Annotated in this window: 10 protein-coding genes; 4 read left to right on the forward strand and 6 right to left on the reverse strand. The window is 63.0% G+C overall.

Going from position 1 to position 19,885, the window contains the following annotated elements; all coding sequences use genetic code 11:
- The 3 genes from WBR57_RS23500 to WBR57_RS23510 form a co-directional block, all read left to right on the forward strand.
- The coding region (locus WBR57_RS23500; protein ID WP_424087117.1) for a putative PEP-binding protein at window positions 1–229 on the forward strand (229 nt) is incomplete at its 5' end.
- Window positions 230–255: 26 nt separating this feature from the next.
- Window positions 256–1,962 carry an N-acetylglucosamine-specific PTS transporter subunit IIBC gene (gene nagE / locus WBR57_RS23505; protein ID WP_424087119.1) on the forward strand — a complete coding sequence of 569 codons (1,707 nt, stop codon included), beginning with the start codon at window positions 256–258 and terminating at the stop codon, window positions 1,960–1,962.
- Between the two features lie 140 nt (window positions 1,963–2,102).
- The gene (locus WBR57_RS23510) at window positions 2,103–7,847 is read left to right on the forward strand and encodes a toxin (RefSeq protein WP_424087120.1); all 5,745 of its coding nucleotides are present in this window, start codon (window positions 2,103–2,105) and stop codon (window positions 7,845–7,847) included.
- 66 nt (window positions 7,848–7,913) lie between these two features.
- Here the strand turns inward: WBR57_RS23510 and WBR57_RS23515 are convergent, their stop codons facing one another.
- Both WBR57_RS23515 and purL read right to left on the reverse strand, forming a co-directional pair.
- On the reverse strand, window positions 7,914–8,225 hold the full coding sequence (locus tag WBR57_RS23515) for an NGG1p interacting factor NIF3 (protein WP_424087122.1): 312 nt from the start codon (window positions 8,223–8,225) through the stop codon (window positions 7,914–7,916).
- A 4-nt stretch (window positions 8,226–8,229) separates the two neighbouring features.
- On the reverse strand, window positions 8,230–12,126 hold the full coding sequence (purL, locus tag WBR57_RS23520; RefSeq protein ID WP_424087132.1) for a phosphoribosylformylglycinamidine synthase: 3,897 nt from the start codon (window positions 12,124–12,126) through the stop codon (window positions 8,230–8,232).
- A gap of 287 nt (window positions 12,127–12,413) precedes the next feature.
- Here purL and mltF point away from each other — a divergent pair, with 287 nt between their 5' ends.
- A complete protein-coding gene (gene mltF, locus WBR57_RS23525; RefSeq protein ID WP_424087124.1) occupies window positions 12,414–13,874 on the forward strand; it encodes a membrane-bound lytic murein transglycosylase MltF in 1,461 nt (486 codons plus the stop codon).
- A 121-nt stretch (window positions 13,875–13,995) separates the two neighbouring features.
- On the opposite strand, the gene WBR57_RS23530 is transcribed toward mltF, so the two are convergent.
- From WBR57_RS23530 to treC, 4 genes are all read right to left on the reverse strand, one after another.
- The gene (locus WBR57_RS23530; RefSeq protein ID WP_424087126.1) at window positions 13,996–14,268 is read right to left on the reverse strand and encodes a PTS transporter subunit EIIB; all 273 of its coding nucleotides are present in this window, start codon (window positions 14,266–14,268) and stop codon (window positions 13,996–13,998) included.
- Window positions 14,269–14,270: 2 nt separating this feature from the next.
- On the reverse strand, window positions 14,271–16,787 hold the full coding sequence (gene ptsP, locus WBR57_RS23535; protein WP_424087128.1) for a phosphoenolpyruvate--protein phosphotransferase: 2,517 nt from the start codon (window positions 16,785–16,787) through the stop codon (window positions 14,271–14,273).
- A gap of 74 nt (window positions 16,788–16,861) precedes the next feature.
- Entirely contained in the window at window positions 16,862–18,082 is a 1,221-nt protein-coding gene (locus WBR57_RS23540; RefSeq protein ID WP_424087129.1) for a maltoporin, read from the reverse strand.
- 72 nt (window positions 18,083–18,154) lie between these two features.
- Window positions 18,155–19,798 carry an alpha,alpha-phosphotrehalase gene (treC, locus tag WBR57_RS23545; RefSeq protein ID WP_424087131.1) on the reverse strand — a complete coding sequence of 548 codons (1,644 nt, stop codon included), beginning with the start codon at window positions 19,796–19,798 and terminating at the stop codon, window positions 18,155–18,157.
- Window positions 19,799–19,885 lie beyond the last annotated feature (87 nt).

A 19,885-nucleotide genomic window follows, 5' to 3' on the forward strand; every position in this document is an offset into this window, starting at 1 on the left:
TTGGGTGGGCGTGTGTGGCGCCTTGGCCTCGGACCCGCTGGCCACGCCGGTGCTGGTCGGCCTGGGGGTCAGCGAGCTGTCGGTGAGCCCGCCGCAAATCGCAGAAATCAAGGACCGCGTCCGCCACCTGGACGCGGCGCAATGCCGGCAACTCAGCCAAGGCCTGCTCAACCTGAGCAGCGCCAAGGCGGTTCGCCAAGCCTGCAAACACCACTGGCCGCTGAGCTGACAACAACAAGAAAAAGGAGACCCGCCATGTATCAGATTTTCATCGAAGGGCTGCAACGCCTGGGCCGTGCATTGATGCTGCCCATCGCCATCTTGCCGATTGCCGGCCTGCTGCTGCGCCTGGGTGACACCGACCTGTTGAACATCGCCGTGATGCACGACGCCGGGCAGGCGATCTTCGCCAACCTGGCGCTGATCTTCGCCATCGGCATTGCCGTGGGGTTTGCCCGCGACAACAACGGCACGGCCGGGCTGGCCGGTGCGATTGGCTATTTGGTGATGGTCTCCACGCTCAAGGTGATGGACACCAGCATCAACATGGGCATGCTCGCCGGTATCGCCAGCGGCTTGATGGCGGGCGCGCTGTACAACCGCTTCAAGGACATCAAGTTGCCGGAGTACCTGGCGTTCTTCGGCGGGCGGCGGTTTGTGCCGATTGTCACCGGGTTTTCGGCGGTGGCGCTGGGGGTGATCTTTGGCCTGATCTGGCCGCCGATCCAGCACGGCATCAACAGCTTCGGCGTGCTGCTGATGGAAAGCGGCAGCTTTGGCGCGTTCGTGTTTGGTGTGTTCAACCGCCTGCTGATCGTCACTGGCCTGCACCATATCCTCAACAACATGGCCTGGTTTGTGTTCGGCTCGTTCACTGATCCTGCGACCGGCGCGGTGGTCACTGGTGACCTGACCCGCTACTTCGCCGGCGACCCGAAAGGTGGCCAGTTCATGACCGGTATGTTCCCGGTGATGCTCTTCGGCCTGCCCGCCGCGTGCCTGGCGATGTACCGCAACGCCTTGCCGGAGCGGCGCAAAGTCATGGGCGGGATTTTCCTGTCGATGGCGCTGACCTCGTTCCTGACCGGGGTGACCGAGCCGATTGAATTCGCCTTTATGTTCCTCGCGCCATTCTTGTATTTGCTGCATGCGCTGCTCACCGGCCTGTCGATGGCAATCACCAATATGTTGAATATCCACTTGGGCTTTACCTTCTCCGGTGGGTTTATCGACATGGTGCTCGGCTGGGGCAAGTCCACCAATGGCTGGCTGGTGGTGCCGGTGGGCCTGGCGTATGCGCTGATCTACTACAGCGTGTTCAACTACTGCATCCGCCGCTTCAACCTGAAGACGCCGGGGCGCGAAGATATCCAGGTTGCACCGGCTGAAGCAATGAGCGACAACCAGCGCGCCGGTGCCTATATCCGCGCCCTTGGCGGCGCGGAAAATTTGCTCAGCGTCGGCGCCTGCACCACGCGCCTGCGCCTGGACATGGTCGATCGCAACAAAGCGGTGGACGCAGACCTGAAAGCACTCGGCGCGATGGCCGTGGTTCGCCCCGGCAACGGCGGCAGCTTGCAGGTGGTGGTGGGGCCGATGGCCGACAGCATTGCTGATGAAATTCGCCTGGCGATGCCGGGGTTTGTCGCCGCTGTACCGGTGTCGGTTGCGCCTGTGGATAAGCCGGTAGCAGTGAACGTGCAGCACGCCGAGCAGTGGCTGAATGCGCTGGGCGGTCGCGCGAATGTGCGGCAGCTGGATGCGGTGGCAATGACCCGGTTGCGGGTGGAATTGGCAGACGATTCGATACTGTTAGAATCGCAGCTGACCGCGCTTGGGTGCCAAGGCGTCAGCCAGTTGGATAGCGGGGTTTGGCACCTGTTGATGGGCGACAAGGCCTCGGGATTGGGTGAGGCGTTGGAGCGGTTGCTCAGTGGCCGTGAGATCGGCGTCAGGGTTTAGCGCCGTAGCGGCTGTTCTGGCCTCGTCGCGAGCACGCCCAATCGGCCCCCTCCAATACCCCCACCTACTTATCTACCGCTCCCGCCGCAGCGCCATTCTCCAAGCTGAAGCTTCTAACCCTCAGCATGGAGAATGTGCCAGTGAGCACTTCCACCCTGTCTTTCGACGAGATCAAAGGCGCGTTGCACCAGATCGGCCACCACTTGCTTCAATCGCCGACGCCGCTGTTGTCACCCCATAAGCCCTCTGAGGAACAGGCTTATCTGGAGCGGATCAACACCACCCTGCAGGCGTATCACCGGGCATTCCTGCTCAACGGCCGCACCCTCTACCAAGGGTTGCAGGGCAGCGACTTGCACAGTGACGCAGGCAAGGCGCTGGTCGCCTCGCTCAGCGTCAACCTGAACACCCAACTGCTGGACATGGACCTGCGCGACACCATCGGCGGCAGGCCGCGCAAGGCTTTCATGACCCACGAGGCCGGCCTGACCGCGCTGGAAAACGAAGCCCGGCTGGGCGTTCAGGATCGCCTGTTGCAGCCGCTGGATGCCGCGATACTGGGCAAGGCAGGCTCAGTACCTGCGTTGCGCCCAGGCCTGTATGCGCTGACGATGCGTTACCAGGAGCACATCGTCGAATTGGCGGGAGCCTTTGTCGCCACGGAAAAAAACACGCCCGAGGTGAACGACCTGACGTCCGCCGAACCCGTTGGCCGCGTGTTGCTGTTCACACCGCTGCGCGGGATCGAAGCCTTCGACTCGTTGGGTGAGCTCAATACCCGCCTGCAGCAACTCGTCGAGCACCCCACCGGCCGCCGCGAGTTCATGGCCCTGCTGCCCGCGCGTTACCAGGCTTTGACGGCAGCGGGGATCTGGCCAATGGCGCTGGCATCGATCGTTGAAAAACCGTTGTTTGAGCATATTTTCGATGGGCTGGTGAACAAGCGCACTGAGGATGTCCAGCGCGCCCTGAGCTTCGCCGACAACCCGCAGCGCGACGCCGAACAACTGATGCAGGCCCTGGACCTGGCTATCAGCAACGCCCTGCCCGACTTCAGCGCCCGCCTCGAACTGCGTGCCCAGGCGGTACTCGAACGCTGCCTGCGCCTGACCGCGCCCGACTGGTACCGCAGCGCCAGCGAAGCCCGGCGCCTTGAACTGGCCGAACACCTGGGCGACTACAACCTGGCGCGCCAGGCGCTGCTCGACCTGCTGGGCCCGGCCACCACCCCGCAGGCCCTGGCACGCCATCAATGGCTGGAACGCCTGAGCGACGAGCTGGAGATCGATGACCTGGAGCCGGAGCATGTGCAGGTCACCACCCAGCGCATGATGGTCGGCATCGGCCCGTACGAACATCAGCGCAACCTGATCGACCTGGCCCTGCGCGGGCTGCACACCGGCGATGAACTGCCGGGCTCGGACTTTCTGCAAAAGACCACGCTGACCTACCACGGCGCGGCCTTGCCCGACGCCTACCAAGACCTCACTCCGACGTGGCTGGCCCGACAATTGGGCAGCCTGCAACCGCGCCTGGCATTTGCAGACGTACAGAAAACGCTGCATGCACGTGTCGAGGTGCGCCAGGCGATTGAGCAGATGCTGGATCGACGCATCAACGCACTGGCCTACACCGCGGTGCTGCAAAACCACCTGAGCGACAGCGACTACCAGTTGATCCAGCGCCTGCGCACGGGCACCGACCCACTGCTGAGCGCCGCCAGCTTGGGCGCCAGCGCCTTGTCGTTGCATGGGGCACAGCTGCAGGACCTGTGGGTATTGCGCCAGGCCGACGCCAGCGGAACCGTGCAACGCGTGCTGCTGTGTACGCCCGACGCACCGCGTGAGCAACAATTCCAGGCGTTCGACACCGAGGCCCAATGCCAGGCGCATATCCTCGGCTGGGCCCTGGACAACGGCCACAAAGCGCCGCCCGGCACCCTGACCGACTACCTGATCACACGGGTGCCCCTGCGCTTTCGCCAGACCATGCAAAGCGTCCTGAGCGGCCTGAGCTTCAAGCCCGATGCCCAGGAACATCAGGAGCTGACCTTCAACCCCGCCGCCAGCCACCAGGATTGCCTGCGCGCAATGGCCGAGCATGTGCTGCGCACACGCATTGATGACTACGAATTCAGCACGCCGGGGTGGTATCGCGCAGCCAGCAACGAGACCCGGCGCACGCTGCTGACCCTCAGCGACAACGCCGAAAACACCCTCGCCACCTACAACCGCCAGGCGTTCTCGGAAGCCAGCTTCCCAAGCTTCGAGACCTACCTGCACCAACAGGCCCGGCAACGCCTGAACCAACTGCTCGGCCGGCCGCAGAACGATGTCGACCCGGACACGCTATGGGCGTATTCGCCGCCTGCGCTGATCGGTGCATGGACACCGCCCCCGCTGACCTACACCCAGCTGTACCGCGATGGTTATGCCGACGGTGTGGGATTTCTCGATGAGAAGTTTTCACGCTCGGCGCGGTTCAGGGGCCCGCAGGGTATCGACCTGAGTACGCTGAGCGCCGAGCAGGTTGCACGCTCGGTCACAGGGGTGTGGATCGGCCAACGCTACACCCAGGCCCTGCGCGCCGAGTTGCTCAATGCCCGGGAGCCTGCGTATGAGCTCAGGCGCAGGACCGTGCTGGCCATCACTCAATGGCAGATGCACAGCGCCGCGATTGAATGCCAATTGCAAGGGCACCTCGCCGCCATCGATTTGCAGTGGCTGGAACGCAGTATCGCCAGCCTGGGCGACACCACGGTGCGGGTGCGCAACGACTATGCGCTGCACCGCTTGATGATCGACGGGGAATGGGTCATCGACACCTGGCTGTTCAGCCATGGGGATAACCCGGTGCTGCTGTACACCCCACACGCACCGGACGGCATCAGTTTCCGCGAAGCCCGACTGTTCAATTACCTGTTGAAAAAACAGCCGGGCATGCTCGCCTACCTCACCGAACGGGTGGGCGTGCAAGCGCGCAACCGGGTCCGCATCTTCCTCGAGGAAGCCCGGCGCCTGCTCCCCGAACAGCTGGATAAAACCAGCATCAGCCCGGCACGTTACGACACCACCCGCTCGGTGCCGGTGGTGACGGACCTGCACTGGGCGCTGTACGACATGAAGCTGCAACGCAAGATCGATGACGTGGCGGCCACCACCGTGAACCGCACACAGATGATTACCGGCATTCTCTGGAACTGCGTGGAGTGGGTGGCTGCGGTGGCCACCGCGCCGTTTCCGATTGTGAGCCTGAGCACCGGCCTGCTGCTGGCCTTCAAGGACGCCATGCTCGCGCTGCATGCTTACCATCAGGGCGATACCTCGGCGGCCTTCGAGCACTTCCTCGGCTACCTGTTCAACAGCGCCGGCGCGCTGCTCACCGACCTGCGCCCGGCGCTGCGCGCGCTCAACCCCATCGGCAAACCCTTGCGCCTGAGTGGTGGTGCCGTCGAACAAAGCCGCGCACTGCAACTGATCAGCCAGCTTGAACCCACGCCCCCCACAGCCGCCGGCATGCAGCCCGTGGTATTCGAGGGGCGCTCCCTCTGGGCGCCCAAGGCACCGGATCCGATCGGTCGCTATTTGCTGTACCGCCTGGACCCAGCCAGCGGCGGGCTGGTGTCGACCTCGCGCCTGGCCGTGCAAACCCCCGACGGGGCTTGGGTGCGCAGCGGCGTCGTCGGTGGCGCACCGAAGTATGAAAACGTGCCGGAATCACCTGGGCCACATAAGGACTACGGGATCCCGGCGAAATACTGGCGAGATATCGAGTCCCTGCTGGACCCGCAATTCAAAACCAAGATGTTGACCAGCGCCCAGGTCCTGCAGATCCCTCCACACATACAATTGGACGAGTCCATCCGGCATCTGCGCCCGGCGCGGGCGGCCTATGAACAACAGGTGGGACGCCTGACCACGGACGCCCACATCTTTTTCCGGGATTTCGTGCCGCTGCCCGCCGTGACGGACCTGGCCCCCGTCGAAGCCAGCCGTTCATTCGCCAGCCTGATCGCCAGCGAGGCATTCGCCGGCAACAAACACCTGATAGTCGGCGCCGTACCCACCTCCATTGCTGCAAAACAGACGCTGATCGACAATTTCGATGCGCTGGTCGAGCAAGGCTTCAAGACGCTGTACCTGGAATACGTGCCGGGGGATGTCTTCCGGGTCAAGCTGGAGAAGCTCAATCAGGGGAAATCCTGGCGCCATATCAAGCAACACCTGACCCTCGTCGACAGCGCCTTCGGCTTCGCCAGCGACGCGAAAAACGGCTACCTGGCCCTCGTACGCAAAGCGCGGGAAAAAGGCATGAAGGTCAAGGCGCTGGATGCCAGCACCAGCTATCAACTGGACAATGCGCTGCTGATGGGCGACACACCGCCCACCACGCCACGGGGCAATGACCTTAGAAACTTCTATTCGCACAAGGTGATCCAGGCCGACATGACCGATACCCCGCAGGAGCGCTGGGTTGCACTGGTGGAGCCCTCCAGGCTGCGGACCTTCCAGCAGACGCCAGGCCTGGCCGACCTGCAGGACGCCGTTGCGCTGCGCATCGAGGATGTGGGCGCGGCGCAACCGGTCGGCCTCTGGCTCGATACTCCCGGCGCCATACCTGGAGACCCTCTGGCCAAGGGCGACTACCGCCTGACCCTGAACACCACGCTCAAGGCCCCGGCGCCAAGCGTGCCACCGACGGTCGTACCGGTCGCGGTCGAACACTTCGATGCCTTCGATATTGCGCCGTCACTTCGGGACGATATTGCCCACCTGGCCGACCAACCCCATGGGCTGGACAGCCGCTACACGCCGTTTCCGCCGACCCGTGCGAATGCGTTCAGTGCGTTCGTGCAAACCCGCACTCGGTTGCAAACCACCGCCGACGGTTTTTTTGCCGGCTATGTTGCGACGCCACGCGCCGCACTGCCGACCGTGACGGCGGCAACGACGCCGGAATCCTTCCTCAAACAGGTGGCCGACAGCGCCTTTTCGGGGCTGGTGATCGGCGAAGGGCATGGCCACAAGGCAAGCAAAGCCCTGCTGAGAACCCAGATGAAACAGATCAAGGAGGCCGGCTACGAAACCCTGTACATCGAACACCTGCTCACCGACCTGCACCAGGCCGAACTGGACCTGTTCCAGCGCACCCAACGCCTGGCCCCCCGGCTCAAGGCCTACCTCAAGCAACAGGATGCGGGGCACATGCCGCTCTACTCCGGCGCCGACACCTACACCCAGGTGGTTCAGGCCGCCGGCAAATATGGCATCCGCGTCAGAGCCCTTGATTGTGCTGCGAGCTATCACCTCAAGGGCGTGCCGGGCGACGACAGCCTCACGCGAAACCGGATGTTCAGCTATTTCGCGTCCAAGGTCATCGAGGCCGACCAGGCCGCCCAAGGCGCCCATAAGTGGATCGCCTTCGTCGGCAGTGCCCACACCAATACCAACCTCGGGGTGCCGGGGCTGGCAGAGTTGCAAGGCGCGGTCAGCCTGCATGTACGTGATTCGGCGCCGGGTGCCGCCAAAACCATTCACCCCGGCTACTGGGAAAGCGATCTGCATACCCTCGTGTCCCCCGCCTTGCGCAGTGACTTCAAACTTGAAGTCGGCCACGCTGATGCATGGGTGCAGGCGCCGTTTGTACCGGCTGACCACGCGCGGCTGACAAAGGCCGGTCACTACCTGATCGAGCGCCCTTCCACTGCCGAGACCCGGCTGATACACCGCTCGCGAACCGGAGAAATCGTCACCACGCCGATTCAAGTGGACGACAACGGGTGGTTCTTCATTGAGCGTTGGGACAAACAACAACAGCGTTTCCGAAACCTGTTCGCCCTGTTAGAGATGCTAAGGGCAGACATGGATTTGGTCCCTGCGCCATAACCGTCGCGCACTAAAAAACCCGCTGGCCGTCATGGCCCAGCGGGTTTGTTTTTTACAGCCGGCGGATCAGCAATCCGCCAACTGCCAGACTTCATAGGCCGGGGTTTCATAGGGGTGGCTGAGCTTCAATGCGGCCACAACGGCCACGATCAACGCATCGGCCACCACCAGCTCAACCTTCCACTCTTCAACCACTTCCACCTGGCCGACTTGCCCGATGAACGGCTGGCTGCCGTCCAACGCACGGAATTGGCCCTGGCCCAGCACCTGCCAGGCACAGCTGTCGTAGTCGCCGATGCGCCCGCCACCGGCCGCGAAGACGGCGGCTTTTACCGTCTCCACATGGCTGTCGGGCACAAAGAAGCTGAGCTTGTACACCGCCTTAGTTCACCCACACGCGGGCGTTGCGGAACATGCGCATCCACGCGCCGTCCTCGTCCCACTCTTCCGGGCGCCACGAGTTCTGCACGGCGCGGAACACACGCTCCGGGTGCGGCATCATGATGGTCACGCGGCCGTCGCGGCTGGTCAGGCCGGTGATCCCGCGCGGCGAGCCGTTCGGGTTGGCCGGGTAGGTCTCGGTGACCTTGCCGTGGTTGTCGACGAAACGCATGGCCACGCAGCCGGACAGGTCGGCTTCGAGCAAGGCTTCTTCGCTTTCGAACTCGGCATGCCCTTCACCGTGGGCGATGGCGATCGGCATGCGCGAACCGGCCATGCCCTGCAGGAAGATCGAGTTGGATTCCTGCACCTGCACCATGGCCACACGGGCTTCGAACTGCTCGGAACGGTTACGCACAAAGTGCGGCCAGAACTCGCTGCCCGGGATCAGTTCGCTGAGGTTGGACATCATCTGGCAACCGTTGCACACACCCAGGGTGAAGCTGTCATTGCGTTCGAAGAAGCCCTGGAACGCATCGCGCGCACGGCTGTTGAACAGCGCCGACTTGGCCCAGCCTTCACCGGCACCCAGCACGTCGCCGTAGGAGAAACCACCGCAGGCCACCAGGCCTTTGAACGCGTTGAGGTCAACGCGACCGGCGAGGATATCGCTCATGTGCACGTCGATCGCATTGAAGCCGGCGCGGTCGAACGCGGCCGCCATTTCCACCTGGCCGTTGACGCCCTGCTCGCGCAGGACCGCCACTTGTGGGCGGATGCCTTTCTTGATGTAGGGCGCGGCGATGTCCTGGTTGACGTCGAAGCTGAGCTTGGTGCTCAGGCCCGGGTTGTCCTCTTCCAGGATCACGTCGAATTCCTGCTCGGCGCATTCAACGTTGTCGCGCAGGCGCTGGATCTGGTAGCTGGTTTCAGCCCACTGGCGTTGCAGCAAGCGGCGCTGGCCGGCAAATACCGTGTCGCCATTGAAGGAGATATTGATCTCGCCGTTGTTGATCGGCTGGCCGATCACCGCCACGCAATCGTCCAGGCCAGCAGCGCTGAACTGTGCGAGTACGTCCGGGGTAGCATCCTGGCGAACCTGGATCACCGCGCCCAGCTCTTCGTTGAACAGGATGCCGTTGATTTCGGAAGCATCCTCGGCAACGCTGTCGAGCACGATATTCAGACCGCAGTGACCGGCGAAGGCCATTTCCACCACGCTGGTCAGCAGGCCGCCGTCGGAACGGTCGTGGTAAGCCAGCACGTGGCCGTCGGCGTTCAGGCCCTGGATCACGGCGAAGAAGGCCTTGAGGTCTTCGGCGTCATCCACGTCCGGCGCGTGCTTGCCGAGCTTGCCGTGGGTTTGCGCGAGGATCGAGGCGCCCATGCGGTTCTGGCCACGGCCCAGGTCGATCAGGATCAGATCGGTGGTGCCCTTATCCATGCGCAGTTGCGGGGTCAGGGTCTGGCGGATGTCGGTAACCGGCGCAAAACCGGTGACGATCAACGACAGCGGCGAGGTAACGCTCTTGTCGGTGCCGTCTTCGTTCCAACGGGTGGCCATGGACATCGAGTCCTTGCCCACCGGAATGGTGATGCCCAGCTCCGGGCACAGCTCCATGCCGACAGCCTTGACGGTGTCGTAGAGGCGCGCATCTTCACCGGGGTGGCCGGCAGCGGACATCCAGTTGGCCGACAACTTGATGTCGGACAGCTTGCCGATGCGCGACGCAGCGATGTTGGTGAGGGTTTCACCAATCGCCATGCGGCCCGACGCCGGAGCGTCCAGCAGCGCCAGCGGCGTGCGCTCGCCCATGGCCATGGCTTCACCGGTGTACACGTCGAAGCTGGTGGCGGTGACGGCAACGTCGGCCACCGGCACCTGCCACGGGCCGACCATTTGGTCGCGGGCAACCAGGCCGGTGATGGTGCGGTCGCCGATGGTGATCAGGAAGCTTTTGCTGGCAACCGCCGGGTGGTGCAGCACGCGCTCGATGCTGTCGGTCAGGTCCAGTGTGCTTGGGTCGAAATCATCGCCCAGCTCGGTTTCACGGACCGCCGAACGGTGCATGCGTGGAGCTTTGCCCAACAGCACTTCCAGAGGCATGTCGACCGGGCTGTTGCCGAAGTGGCTGTCGGTGACCGTCAACTGCGGTTCGGCAGTGGCTTCGCCGACCACGGCAAACGGGCAGCGCTCGCGTTCGCAAATGGCCTGGAAGCGCGCGAAGTCTTCGGCGCCAACCGCCAGTACGTAGCGTTCCTGGGATTCGTTGCTCCAGATTTCGTGCGGGGCCATGCCCGGCTCGTCGTTTGGAATATTGCGCAGTTCGAAACGGCCACCGCGGTCGCCATCGTTGACCAGTTCCGGGAAGGCGTTGGACAGACCGCCCGCGCCGACGTCGTGGATGAAGCTGATCGGGTTCTTGTCACCCAACTGCCAGCAACGGTCGATGACTTCCTGGCAGCGACGCTCCATCTCTGGGTTTTCGCGCTGTACGGAAGCGAAGTCCAGGTCAGCCGAGCTGGTGCCGGTGGCCATCGAGGAAGCAGCGCCGCCGCCCAGGCCGATCAACATCGCCGGGCCGCCGAGCACGATCAGTTTGGAGCCGACCAGGATCTCGCCTTTCTTGACGTGTTCTTCACGGATGTTGCCCATACCGCCGGCCAACATGATCGGCTTGTGGTAACCACGCACTTCATCGCCACGCGGCGTGGTGATGGACTGTTCGAAGGTACGGAAGTAACCGGTCAGCGCCGGACGCCCGAATTCGTTGTTGAACGCGGCGCCGCCCAACGGGCCTTCGATCATGATGTCCAGCGCGGTGACGATGCGCTCAGGCTTGCCGTACGGCACTTCCCACGGCTGTTCGAAGCCTGGGATCTGCAGGTTGGACACGGTGAAACCGGTCAGGCCCGCCTTTGGCTTGGCGCCACGGCCGGTGGCGCCTTCGTCGCGGATTTCGCCGCCGGAACCGGTGGCTGCGCCAGGGAACGGGGCAATCGCGGTCGGGTGGTTGTGGGTTTCAACCTTCATCAGGATGTGCACCGGCTCCTGCACCGCGCCGTACTGGCGGGTTTCAGGGTCCGGGAAGAAGCGGCCGGCGACGGAGCCGACGATCACCGAGGCGTTGTCCTTATAAGCAGAAAGAACGCCTTCGCTGTGCATCACGTAGGTGTTCTTGATCATGCCGAACAGGCTTTTTTCCTGGCTCTCGCCGTCGATGTCCCAACTGGCGTTGAAGATCTTGTGACGGCAGTGCTCGGAGTTGGCCTGGGCGAACATCATCAGTTCGATGTCGTGCGGGTTGCGCTTCAAGCCGGTGAAGGCGTTGACCAGGTAGTCGATCTCGTCTTCAGCCAGAGCCAGGCCCAGTTCGGTGTTGGCCTTCTCGAGGGCGGCGCGGCCACCGCCAAGCACGTCAATCGCGGTCAGCGGCTTGGGCTCGGCGTGGCTGAACAGGCCGGCAGCCTGTTCCAACTGGCTGACGATGATCTGGGTCATGCGGTCGTGCAGGCTGCTGGCGATCAGCTCGGCTTCGGCATCGCTGAACTGGCCTGCGACGTAGAAAGCGATACCGCGCTCCAGGCGCTGGATTTTTTCCAGGCCACAGTTGCGGGCGATGTCGCTGGCCTTGCTGGACCAGGGCGAGATGGTGCCGAACCGCGGCAGAACCAGGAACAAGCGGCCGGTCGGCTCTTGAACAGGAACGCTGGGGCCGTACTTCAGAAGGCGTGCGAGCACTTGCTGTTCGTCGGCGGTCAACACGCCGGTAACGTCGGCGAAGTGAGCAAATTCAGCATACAGGCCTGTAACCGCTGGAACCTTCTGGCTCAGTTGTTCAAGGAGTTTGCTGTGGCGAAAGGCAGAAAGGGCAGGAGCGCCGCGCAGGATCAACATCTTCGGGACAGCCTCGGGAAGGGGGTGTGCTTTGAGGCCGTGCATTCTAGCGTAAACCTGCGCCAACGGCACCCGAAACGGCACGGGTGGCCGCTGCCGAACGTCAGTTGGCAGGGTTTGCACGCTATCGGGGCATTTTCCAAGGCTGGTGGTGCAGTTATTTTAACCGTCATAAACCGCCCCCAGGCCACGTTTCTGCGGGCTGCAGCACAGTTTTGGCGGCGCTAGCAGACAAGTCCGCCGCTGTCGAGATATGGCGCCGTGGGCCGTTTGCGTATACTGCGCAGATGTTCTCCCCAACTGCTTTGCGCCCGCGCTGCGCCAAATGGCTCATCGCAACCGGACTCTTCCTGATGCTCAGCGCCTGTGTTGATAAACCCAGCACGCTCGAGCGAATCAAGGAGGATGGCGTACTGCGGGTGGTTACCCGCAACAGCCCGGCGACTTATTTCCAGGACCGCAACGGTGAAACCGGTTTCGAATACGAACTGGTCAAGCGCTTTGCCGACGACCTGGGGGTAAAGCTGGAAATCGAGACCGCCGACAACCTCGATGACCTGTTCGGCCAGTTGGGCAAACCCAATGGCCCGGTGCTGGCCGCCGCCGGCCTGGTCAGCAGCGAGCAGCGCCAGAAGCAGGTGCGTTTCTCACATCCTTACCTGGAAGTGACCCCGCAGATCATCTACCGCAACGGCCAATCCCGCCCGACCACCCCGGCGGACCTGGTAGGCAAGAAGATCATGGTGCTCAAGGGCAGCACCCACGCCGAGCAGTTGGCCGAGCTGAAGAAACAGAACCCTGCGATTGAATACGAAGAATCCGACGCCGTTGAAGTGGTCGACCTGCTACGCATGGTCGACGAGGGCCAGATCGACCTGACCCTGGTCGACTCCAACGAAGTGGCGATGAACCAGGTGTACTTCCCCAACGTGCGCGTGGCGTTCGACCTGGGCAATGCCAGCAACCAGAGCTGGGCCGTGGCGGCGGGCGACGACAACAGCCTGCTCAACGAGATCAACAGCTACCTGGACAAGGTCGAGAAGAACGGCACGCTGCAGCGCCTCAAAGACCGCTACTACGGGCACGTCGATGTCCTCGGCTATGTCGGCGCCTACACCTTCGCCCAGCATCTGCAGCAGCGCCTGCCCAAATACGAGAAGCACTTCCGGGCCTACGCCAAGGAAGAAAAGGTCGACTGGCGCCTGCTGGCCGCCATCGGCTATCAGGAATCGCTGTGGCAGCCGGCCGTGACCTCCAAGACCGGCGTGCGCGGCCTGATGATGCTGACCCAGAACACCGCCCAGGCGATGGGCGTGTCCAACCGCCTGGATGCCAAGCAAAGCATCATGGGCGGCGCCAAGTACCTGGCCAAGATCAAGGACGAGCTGGACGACAGCATCGCCGAGCCCGACCGTACCTGGTTCGCCCTGGCCGCCTACAACGTGGGTACCGGCCATCTGGAGGACGCGCGCACGCTGGCGAAGAAGGAAGGCCTGAACCCGAACAAGTGGCTGGACGTGAAGAAAATGCTCCCGCGCCTGTCGCAGAAACAGTGGTACAGCAAGACCCGCTACGGCTACGCCCGGGGCGGCGAGCCGGTGCACTTTGTGGCGAACATCCGGCGCTACTACGACATCCTCACCTGGGTGACCCAGCCGCAGCTGGAAGGCAACCAGGTGGTCGAAGGCAACCTGCACGTGCCGGGCGTGGACAAGACCAAGCCGCCGGAAGATAACCCGTCGTTATAAAAACACTGCAAAAACCAACGTGGGGCTTGCTCGCGAAGGCGCTATATCAGTCGATACATCGGGTGACTGACACTCCCTCTTCGCGAGCAAGCCCGCTCCCACATATGGATCTGCGCCTGGCTTAGAGGCCGATGAGCAGATGCACCACACCGCCCGCCAATACCATCACATCTGGTACACCCGCCGCCTTCAGCGCCGGCTCATTCAACCGCCCCGCATCCTGCAACTGCACGCGCACTCGCGTCAGCGCTACGCGCTGCTGTGAATTGAGGTTATCTGCCCCACCCAACGCCATGAGCACCTCGGCCGACAGTAAACTTGGCTCTGGTGGCGTCTCGGCAATCAAATCAGGCGTGAGGGCTTTCCAGAATGCCCGCTGCAATTTCTCGAACATGCTCAGTGCTCCACGACAGGTGAGGTTTCAACGTTCGCCATCAGGTAAGCCCGCAAGGCCTCGCGCACATGCGCGGCTTCTTCCAGGCCCAGCACCTGGCAGGCGAGCGTCTGGCACTCGACCAGGTCCAGTGCGCGCACGCTGGCCTTGATGGTCGGGATCAGCGGCACGCTGACCGACAGTTCATCCACACCCAGCCCGATCAGCACCGGCACCGCCAGCGCTTCGGACGCCAGCGCCCCGCACACGCCCACCCACTTGCCATGGGCGTGGGCGGCCTTGACGGTGGTGGCGATCAGGCGCAATACCGCCGGGTGCAAACTGTCGGCCTGGCTGGCCAGGCGCGGGTGATCGCGGTCCATGGCCAAGGTGTATTGAGTCAGGTCATTGGTGCCGATCGAGAAGAAATCCACATGCGGCGCGAACACGTCCGCCATCAAGGCCGCGGACGGCACCTCGATCATGATGCCCAGTTTGGGCAGCTCGGTGAGCCCTAGCGCCAGCGCCTCTTCTTCCAGGATTTTGCGTGCCAGGTGCAGCTCCGTCACCAGGCTGACCATCGGCAGCATGATATGCAGGCGCGCCAGCCCGGCACTGGCGAGGATCGCGCGAAACTGTTCGCGCAACAGCTCCGGGCGCTCCAGGCACAGGCGAATCCCGCGCAAGCCCAGGAACGGGTTGGCCTCGGGGTCCATCGGCACATAGGCCAGCGGCTTATCGCCGCCCACATCCAGGGTGCGCACCACCAAATTGCGCTCGGTGCCCAGCGCGCGGGCGATGCTGCTGTAGGTCGCAGCCTGTTCATCAACGCTCGGCGCGCGGTTGCGGTCCAGGTACAGGAACTCCGAACGCAACAGGCCGACGCCCTCGCCTCCCAGGGTCAGGGCTTGCTCAACCTCTTGCAGGGAAGCGACGTTGGCGCTGACGTCGACCTGATGGCCGTCACGGGTGATAGCGGCCATAAAGGCTTGCTTCACATCGCGCTGATGTCGCACTAACTGCTGCTTGCGCGCAGCTTCCAATTGTTCGATTTCGGCCAGGTTCGGGTCCAGGTGCAGCTCGCCTTTGTCGGCGTCGAGCAGCACCTGTTTACCATTGGCCAGCGCCAACACTTGCACGGGTACACCGCAAATCGCCGGCAGGCCGAGCGCACGCGCAAGGATCGCCACATGGCTGGTAGCACCACCGCCGACGGTGACAAACCCCAGCACCTTTTGTGTGTCCAGGCCGGCAGTCTGCGAGGGAGTCAGTTGCTCGGCGATGAGGATCGCGCGCTCGGGTAAATCCCATGCGCGGTCCGGGATGCCGAGGATCAGTTTGAGGACGCGCTGGCCCACATCCGCCAGGTCGGCCGCCCGCTCGGCAAGCAGCGTATTGGCCAGACCCTGGAGCAGCTCGGCGGTCGCCAGCGTGGCGCGGTTCCAGGCATAGGCGGCGCTCTTGCCTTCGGCCAGCGCGGCGTGGGTTTGCTCCAACAAGGTTGGGTCTTCGAGCAGTTCCTGATGGGCACGAAAGATCTGCGCCTGGGCACTGCCGACGGCCTGGGCCTGCAAGGTTTGCAACGCCTCGCTTGCGGCCAGCAGGCTACGTTGCAGTGCGGCACGCTCGGCCGTTACGCCAGCGCCTTGTTCAGTGATCGTCAGCTCGGGCTCAGCCACCTGGACCACCTGGCCAAACGCCGAACCCGGTGAGGCGCGCACACCACGCAGCAGGGTTGCCGACGCGAGCGGCGCAGTCAGCTCGGCCGGTGCTGCAACGGTCTCGCCGCACCCCTGTGCCAACAGCGCGACCAGTGCCTCGATCGCCGCCTCTGCATCCTCACCGGCCGCACTGACTTGCAAGCTGTCGCCCTGCTCCGTCTGCAGCGCCATGATCGCCACCAGCGACTTGGCGTTGGCGCTCCGGGTGTGTTTGTGCAAGTAAATGCTCGCGCTGAACCCTTTCGCCGCCTGGGCCAATACCGCTGCCGGACGGGCATGCAAGCCATTGGCGTTGGGCAAGGTCAGCGGTTTGGAGAACAGTGCATCGCCCTCTGCCTCGGCCGCATCTTCCGCGCCATCGGCGGGCATGACCCGCAGTAACGGCTGGCCCCGCTCCACCACGCCGCGTACCAGCGGGGTGAACGGCTCGCCGCTGACCACCAGCATCAGGGTCAGCAGGCTGCGCGCATTAAGCGCCACGTAGTCGGCATCGAACTCAATCAGCGGTTGCCCGGCCTCTACCCGCTGGCCTTCCCGGACCAGCGCCGTGAAGCCCTGGCCCGCCAGGTTCACGGTGTCCAGGCCGATATGCAGCAGCACCTGGACGCCGTTGTCGTCGGTGACGCTGACCGCATGCCCACTGTCCTGGACGGTGCTGATCACCCCGGCCAGCGGCGCGCAGAGGGTCTGCGAGGTGGGATCGATGCACACGCCGTCGCCAATAACGCGACTGGAGAACACCGGGTCGGGCACCTGGTCCAGCGCCAGCAGCACCCCGGACAGGGGCGCCAGCAGTTCCAGGGGTTGAGTTGTGGTCATGACTTCACCTGTTGTTGTGTTCTTAAAATCATCGGGTGGATATAAATCCTGAGGCAACAAAGCCCCCTCCACACTTATTTCCACCAGTATTCGACTTGCACACCCACATTCGACCCATGCCGCGCGGTGCCATAGGCTCCGGTGTCGGACAACGCCGACCCCGCCGCCAGCTCATTCGCCGCACGCTTGGCGGCTTGGTTCCACGTTGCATAGGTGTAGTACACACGCACTTCCGGGCGTGCCCAGAACTCCGGACCGCTGGGCGACCAGGTCGGGGCGAAGGTAAATTTGCTCAGCTTGCGCGTGCCGCCGCTGGCGTCGACCTGGTCGTGGCCAAGTTCGGTGACCAATTTGAACTGCTCGCTGATCGCATAGGCCGGCCGTACGCCGATGGACATCCAGGTCTGGTCCTGGCTGCCTGGGCGGATATCTTTCTGATACACGGCCTCGACCTGCCCACCAAAACGCGGGGTCGCTTGCCAGTCGAAGAACTCCACGGCGCGGTAACTTTTGCTGCTTTTATCGAGGAAGGTATTGCCGGTGTAGCCCAGGCCGGTGCCGGGCCCTTCGCCGTACTGCAGGGCGAATTTGTTCTTGCCGCCGAGGAAGGGTTTCTGCACGTGCTGCGCCGTCAGCGCCCAACCGCTGTTGGTATCCCGCCCGCCGGCCTTTTCGATGTAGCTCAAGCCCAGCTCCAGCTCGCCGCCGGGGTTGGTCGTGAAGCCTGCGACGTTGAAGTCGTGCCGGGTGGCGTAGTCTTTCTGGTACAGGTTGTCCTTGCGCGAAATCGCGTAGCTGTATTTCAAATCGCCAATCAGCACGTCCTCGATACCGCCGCCGGTGGCGCTCTGGTTCCAGTAGTAAAAGTCGGAGATATGGATGTCGTTCCGCTTGTAGTAACGCCGACCGGCCCACAGCGAACCGCCATTCAGGCTGGGCAGGTTGGACCACTGCGCATACATCTGCGGCATGCGCGCGGTGCCGTTGTTTTCGCCCTGGAACTTGAGGGCGCGGTCGTACTTGTTGTACAGGGAGGCCATGGCGTCGACGCTGAGCACCGAGCCGTCATCAAAGGTCAGCAGGTCCTGGCGCAATTCCAGTTCGGCGTACTGTTCGCATTCGTTGCCCAAGCGGTATTTGGTTTGCGCCCCCGGCAACTGGAAACACTGCTGCTTGCCACTGCCGGTTGAAGTCCCTGCGCCACTGCGCAAGTAACCGGCAAATTCCACGGCTTGAGCACCGAAAGGCAGGCTCAGACAAGACGCAACAAGGCCCAGCTTTATTGTTGTTTTCATAAAGCACTCCGATATTTTTATTATGTTTTTTCAAAGCGCCCCTGCACGCCCATACAGGGGTTACAGCAGGTCTCAGTCCTTGAGGTGCAGCACAAAGGATTCGTAAGGCCGCAACACCAGCGTGCTCGTACGCGGTGGGCAGTCGGGGTAGTTGCTGATCAGCAGGCGTTGCTCGCTTGCGCCGATGACGCCGTCCGGCAGCTGGATTTCGCAGGGCTGACCGTAGAAGTTGTTGAGCACCAGCAGTCGCTCGTCCTGGCCTTCGCGCAGGTAGGCCCACACCTTGGGGTGGTCCTGCAGCAGTTGGCGGTAAACGCCCTCTTGAATCAGCGGTTCGTGACGGCGCAAGGCGATCAGCGCGCGGTAGTGGTGCAGCACCGAGTCCGGGTCGTCCAACTGGTTCTCGACGTTGATCTGCGCCGCGTTGGCCGGAATGCCAATCCACGGCTCACCCGTACTGAAACCAGCATTCGCCTGGCCGTTCCATTGCATCGGCGTGCGGCTGTTGTCGCGCGACTTCTGCATGATCGCCGCCATGCTTGAGGCTTCGGATTCGCCGGCGTCACGCTTGAGGCGAAAGATGTTCAGGGTCTCCACATCGCGGTACTGCGAAATCCTGTCGAAACCCGGGTTGGTCATGCCCAGCTCTTCGCCCTGGTACACGAACGGCGTGCCCTGCAGGAAGTGCAACGCGGTGGCGAGCATCTTGGCCGAGACTACGCGGTGCTCGCCGTCATCACCAAAGCGCGAGACCACGCGCGGCTGATCATGGTTACACCAGAACAGCGCGTTCCAGCCGCCACCGGCCTGCATGCCCAGTTGCCAGTCGGAGAGAATCTGCTTGAGTTGCAGGAAATCGAAGTCAGCCTTCACCCACTTTTGCAGGTTCGGGTAATCGACTTTCAGGTGATGAAAGTTGAAGGTCATCGACAACTCTTTGGACGCTGGATTCGAATAACGAATGCAGTGCCCAAGGCTGGTGGACGACATCTCGCCGACGTTGATCAGGTCATGCCCTTCGAAGACTTCGCGGTGCATTTGCTGCAGGTAGTCGTGCACGTTCGGGCCGTCGGTGTAGAAGCGGCGGCCGTCGCTGCTGTCTTCGGGGAAATCGGCGGGCTTGGAGATCAGGTTGATCACGTCCAGGCGGAAACCGCCCACACCTTTGTCGCGCCAGAAGCGCATCAGCTTGAACACTTCGGCGCGCACCTGGGGGTTGTCCCAGTTGAGGTCGGCCTGGGTGTGGTCGAACAAGTGCAGAAAATACTGGCCGGTTTGCGCTTCGTATTCCCAGGCCGAGCCGCCGAACTTGGATTCCCAGTTATTCGGCTGGTCACGCCAGATATAGAAGTCGCGGTACGGGTTATCGAGGCTGCTGCGCGCCTGCTGGAACCACTCGTGTTCGATGGAGGTGTGGTTGACCACGATGTCGAGCATCAGCGTGATGCCACGCTTGGCGGCTTCGCTGATCAGCAACTCGCAGTCGGCCATGGTCCCGTAGCTGGGGTCGATGGCGTAGTAGTCGCTGATGTCGTAACCGTTGTCGCGTTGCGGCGAACGCAGGAACGGGGTGATCCACAGGCAATCCACGCCGAGCCATTTGAGGTAGTCGAGTTTGTCGACGATGCCCAGCAGGTCACCGGTGGCATTACCCGCGTGGCTGTGGAAGCTTTTCGGGTAGATCTGGTAGATCACCGAGCGTTGCCAGTTTTGCATGGTGGGTTCCTTAGTAGAGTTGTGTGCTGGCCTTGAGGGCCCCTTCGCGAGCAAGCCCGCTCCCACATTTGCAATGCAGTCCCCTGT

Origin of the sequence: Pseudomonas sp. (genome assembly GCF_049590575.1) — a bacterium.
GTDB lineage: Bacteria > Pseudomonadota > Gammaproteobacteria > Pseudomonadales > Pseudomonadaceae > Aquipseudomonas.

Bases quoted from the DNA above. Each gene is read 5' to 3' on its own strand.
- WBR57_RS23530 (WP_424087126.1), bottom strand. From the start codon at position 14,268: ATGTTCGAGAAATTGCAGCGGGCATTCTGGAAAGCCCTCACGCCTGAT.
- nagE (WP_424087119.1), top strand. From the start codon at position 256: ATGTATCAGATTTTCATCGAAGGGCTGCAACGCCTGGGCCGTGCATTG.
- WBR57_RS23540 (WP_424087129.1), bottom strand. From the start codon at position 18,082: ATGAAAACAACAATAAAGCTGGGCCTTGTTGCGTCTTGTCTGAGCCTG.
- ptsP (WP_424087128.1), bottom strand. From the start codon at position 16,787: ATGACCACAACTCAACCCCTGGAACTGCTGGCGCCCCTGTCCGGGGTG.
- treC (WP_424087131.1), bottom strand. From the start codon at position 19,798: ATGCAAAACTGGCAACGCTCGGTGATCTACCAGATCTACCCGAAAAGC.
- mltF (WP_424087124.1), top strand. From the start codon at position 12,414: ATGTTCTCCCCAACTGCTTTGCGCCCGCGCTGCGCCAAATGGCTCATC.
- purL (WP_424087132.1), bottom strand. From the start codon at position 12,126: ATGTTGATCCTGCGCGGCGCTCCTGCCCTTTCTGCCTTTCGCCACAGC.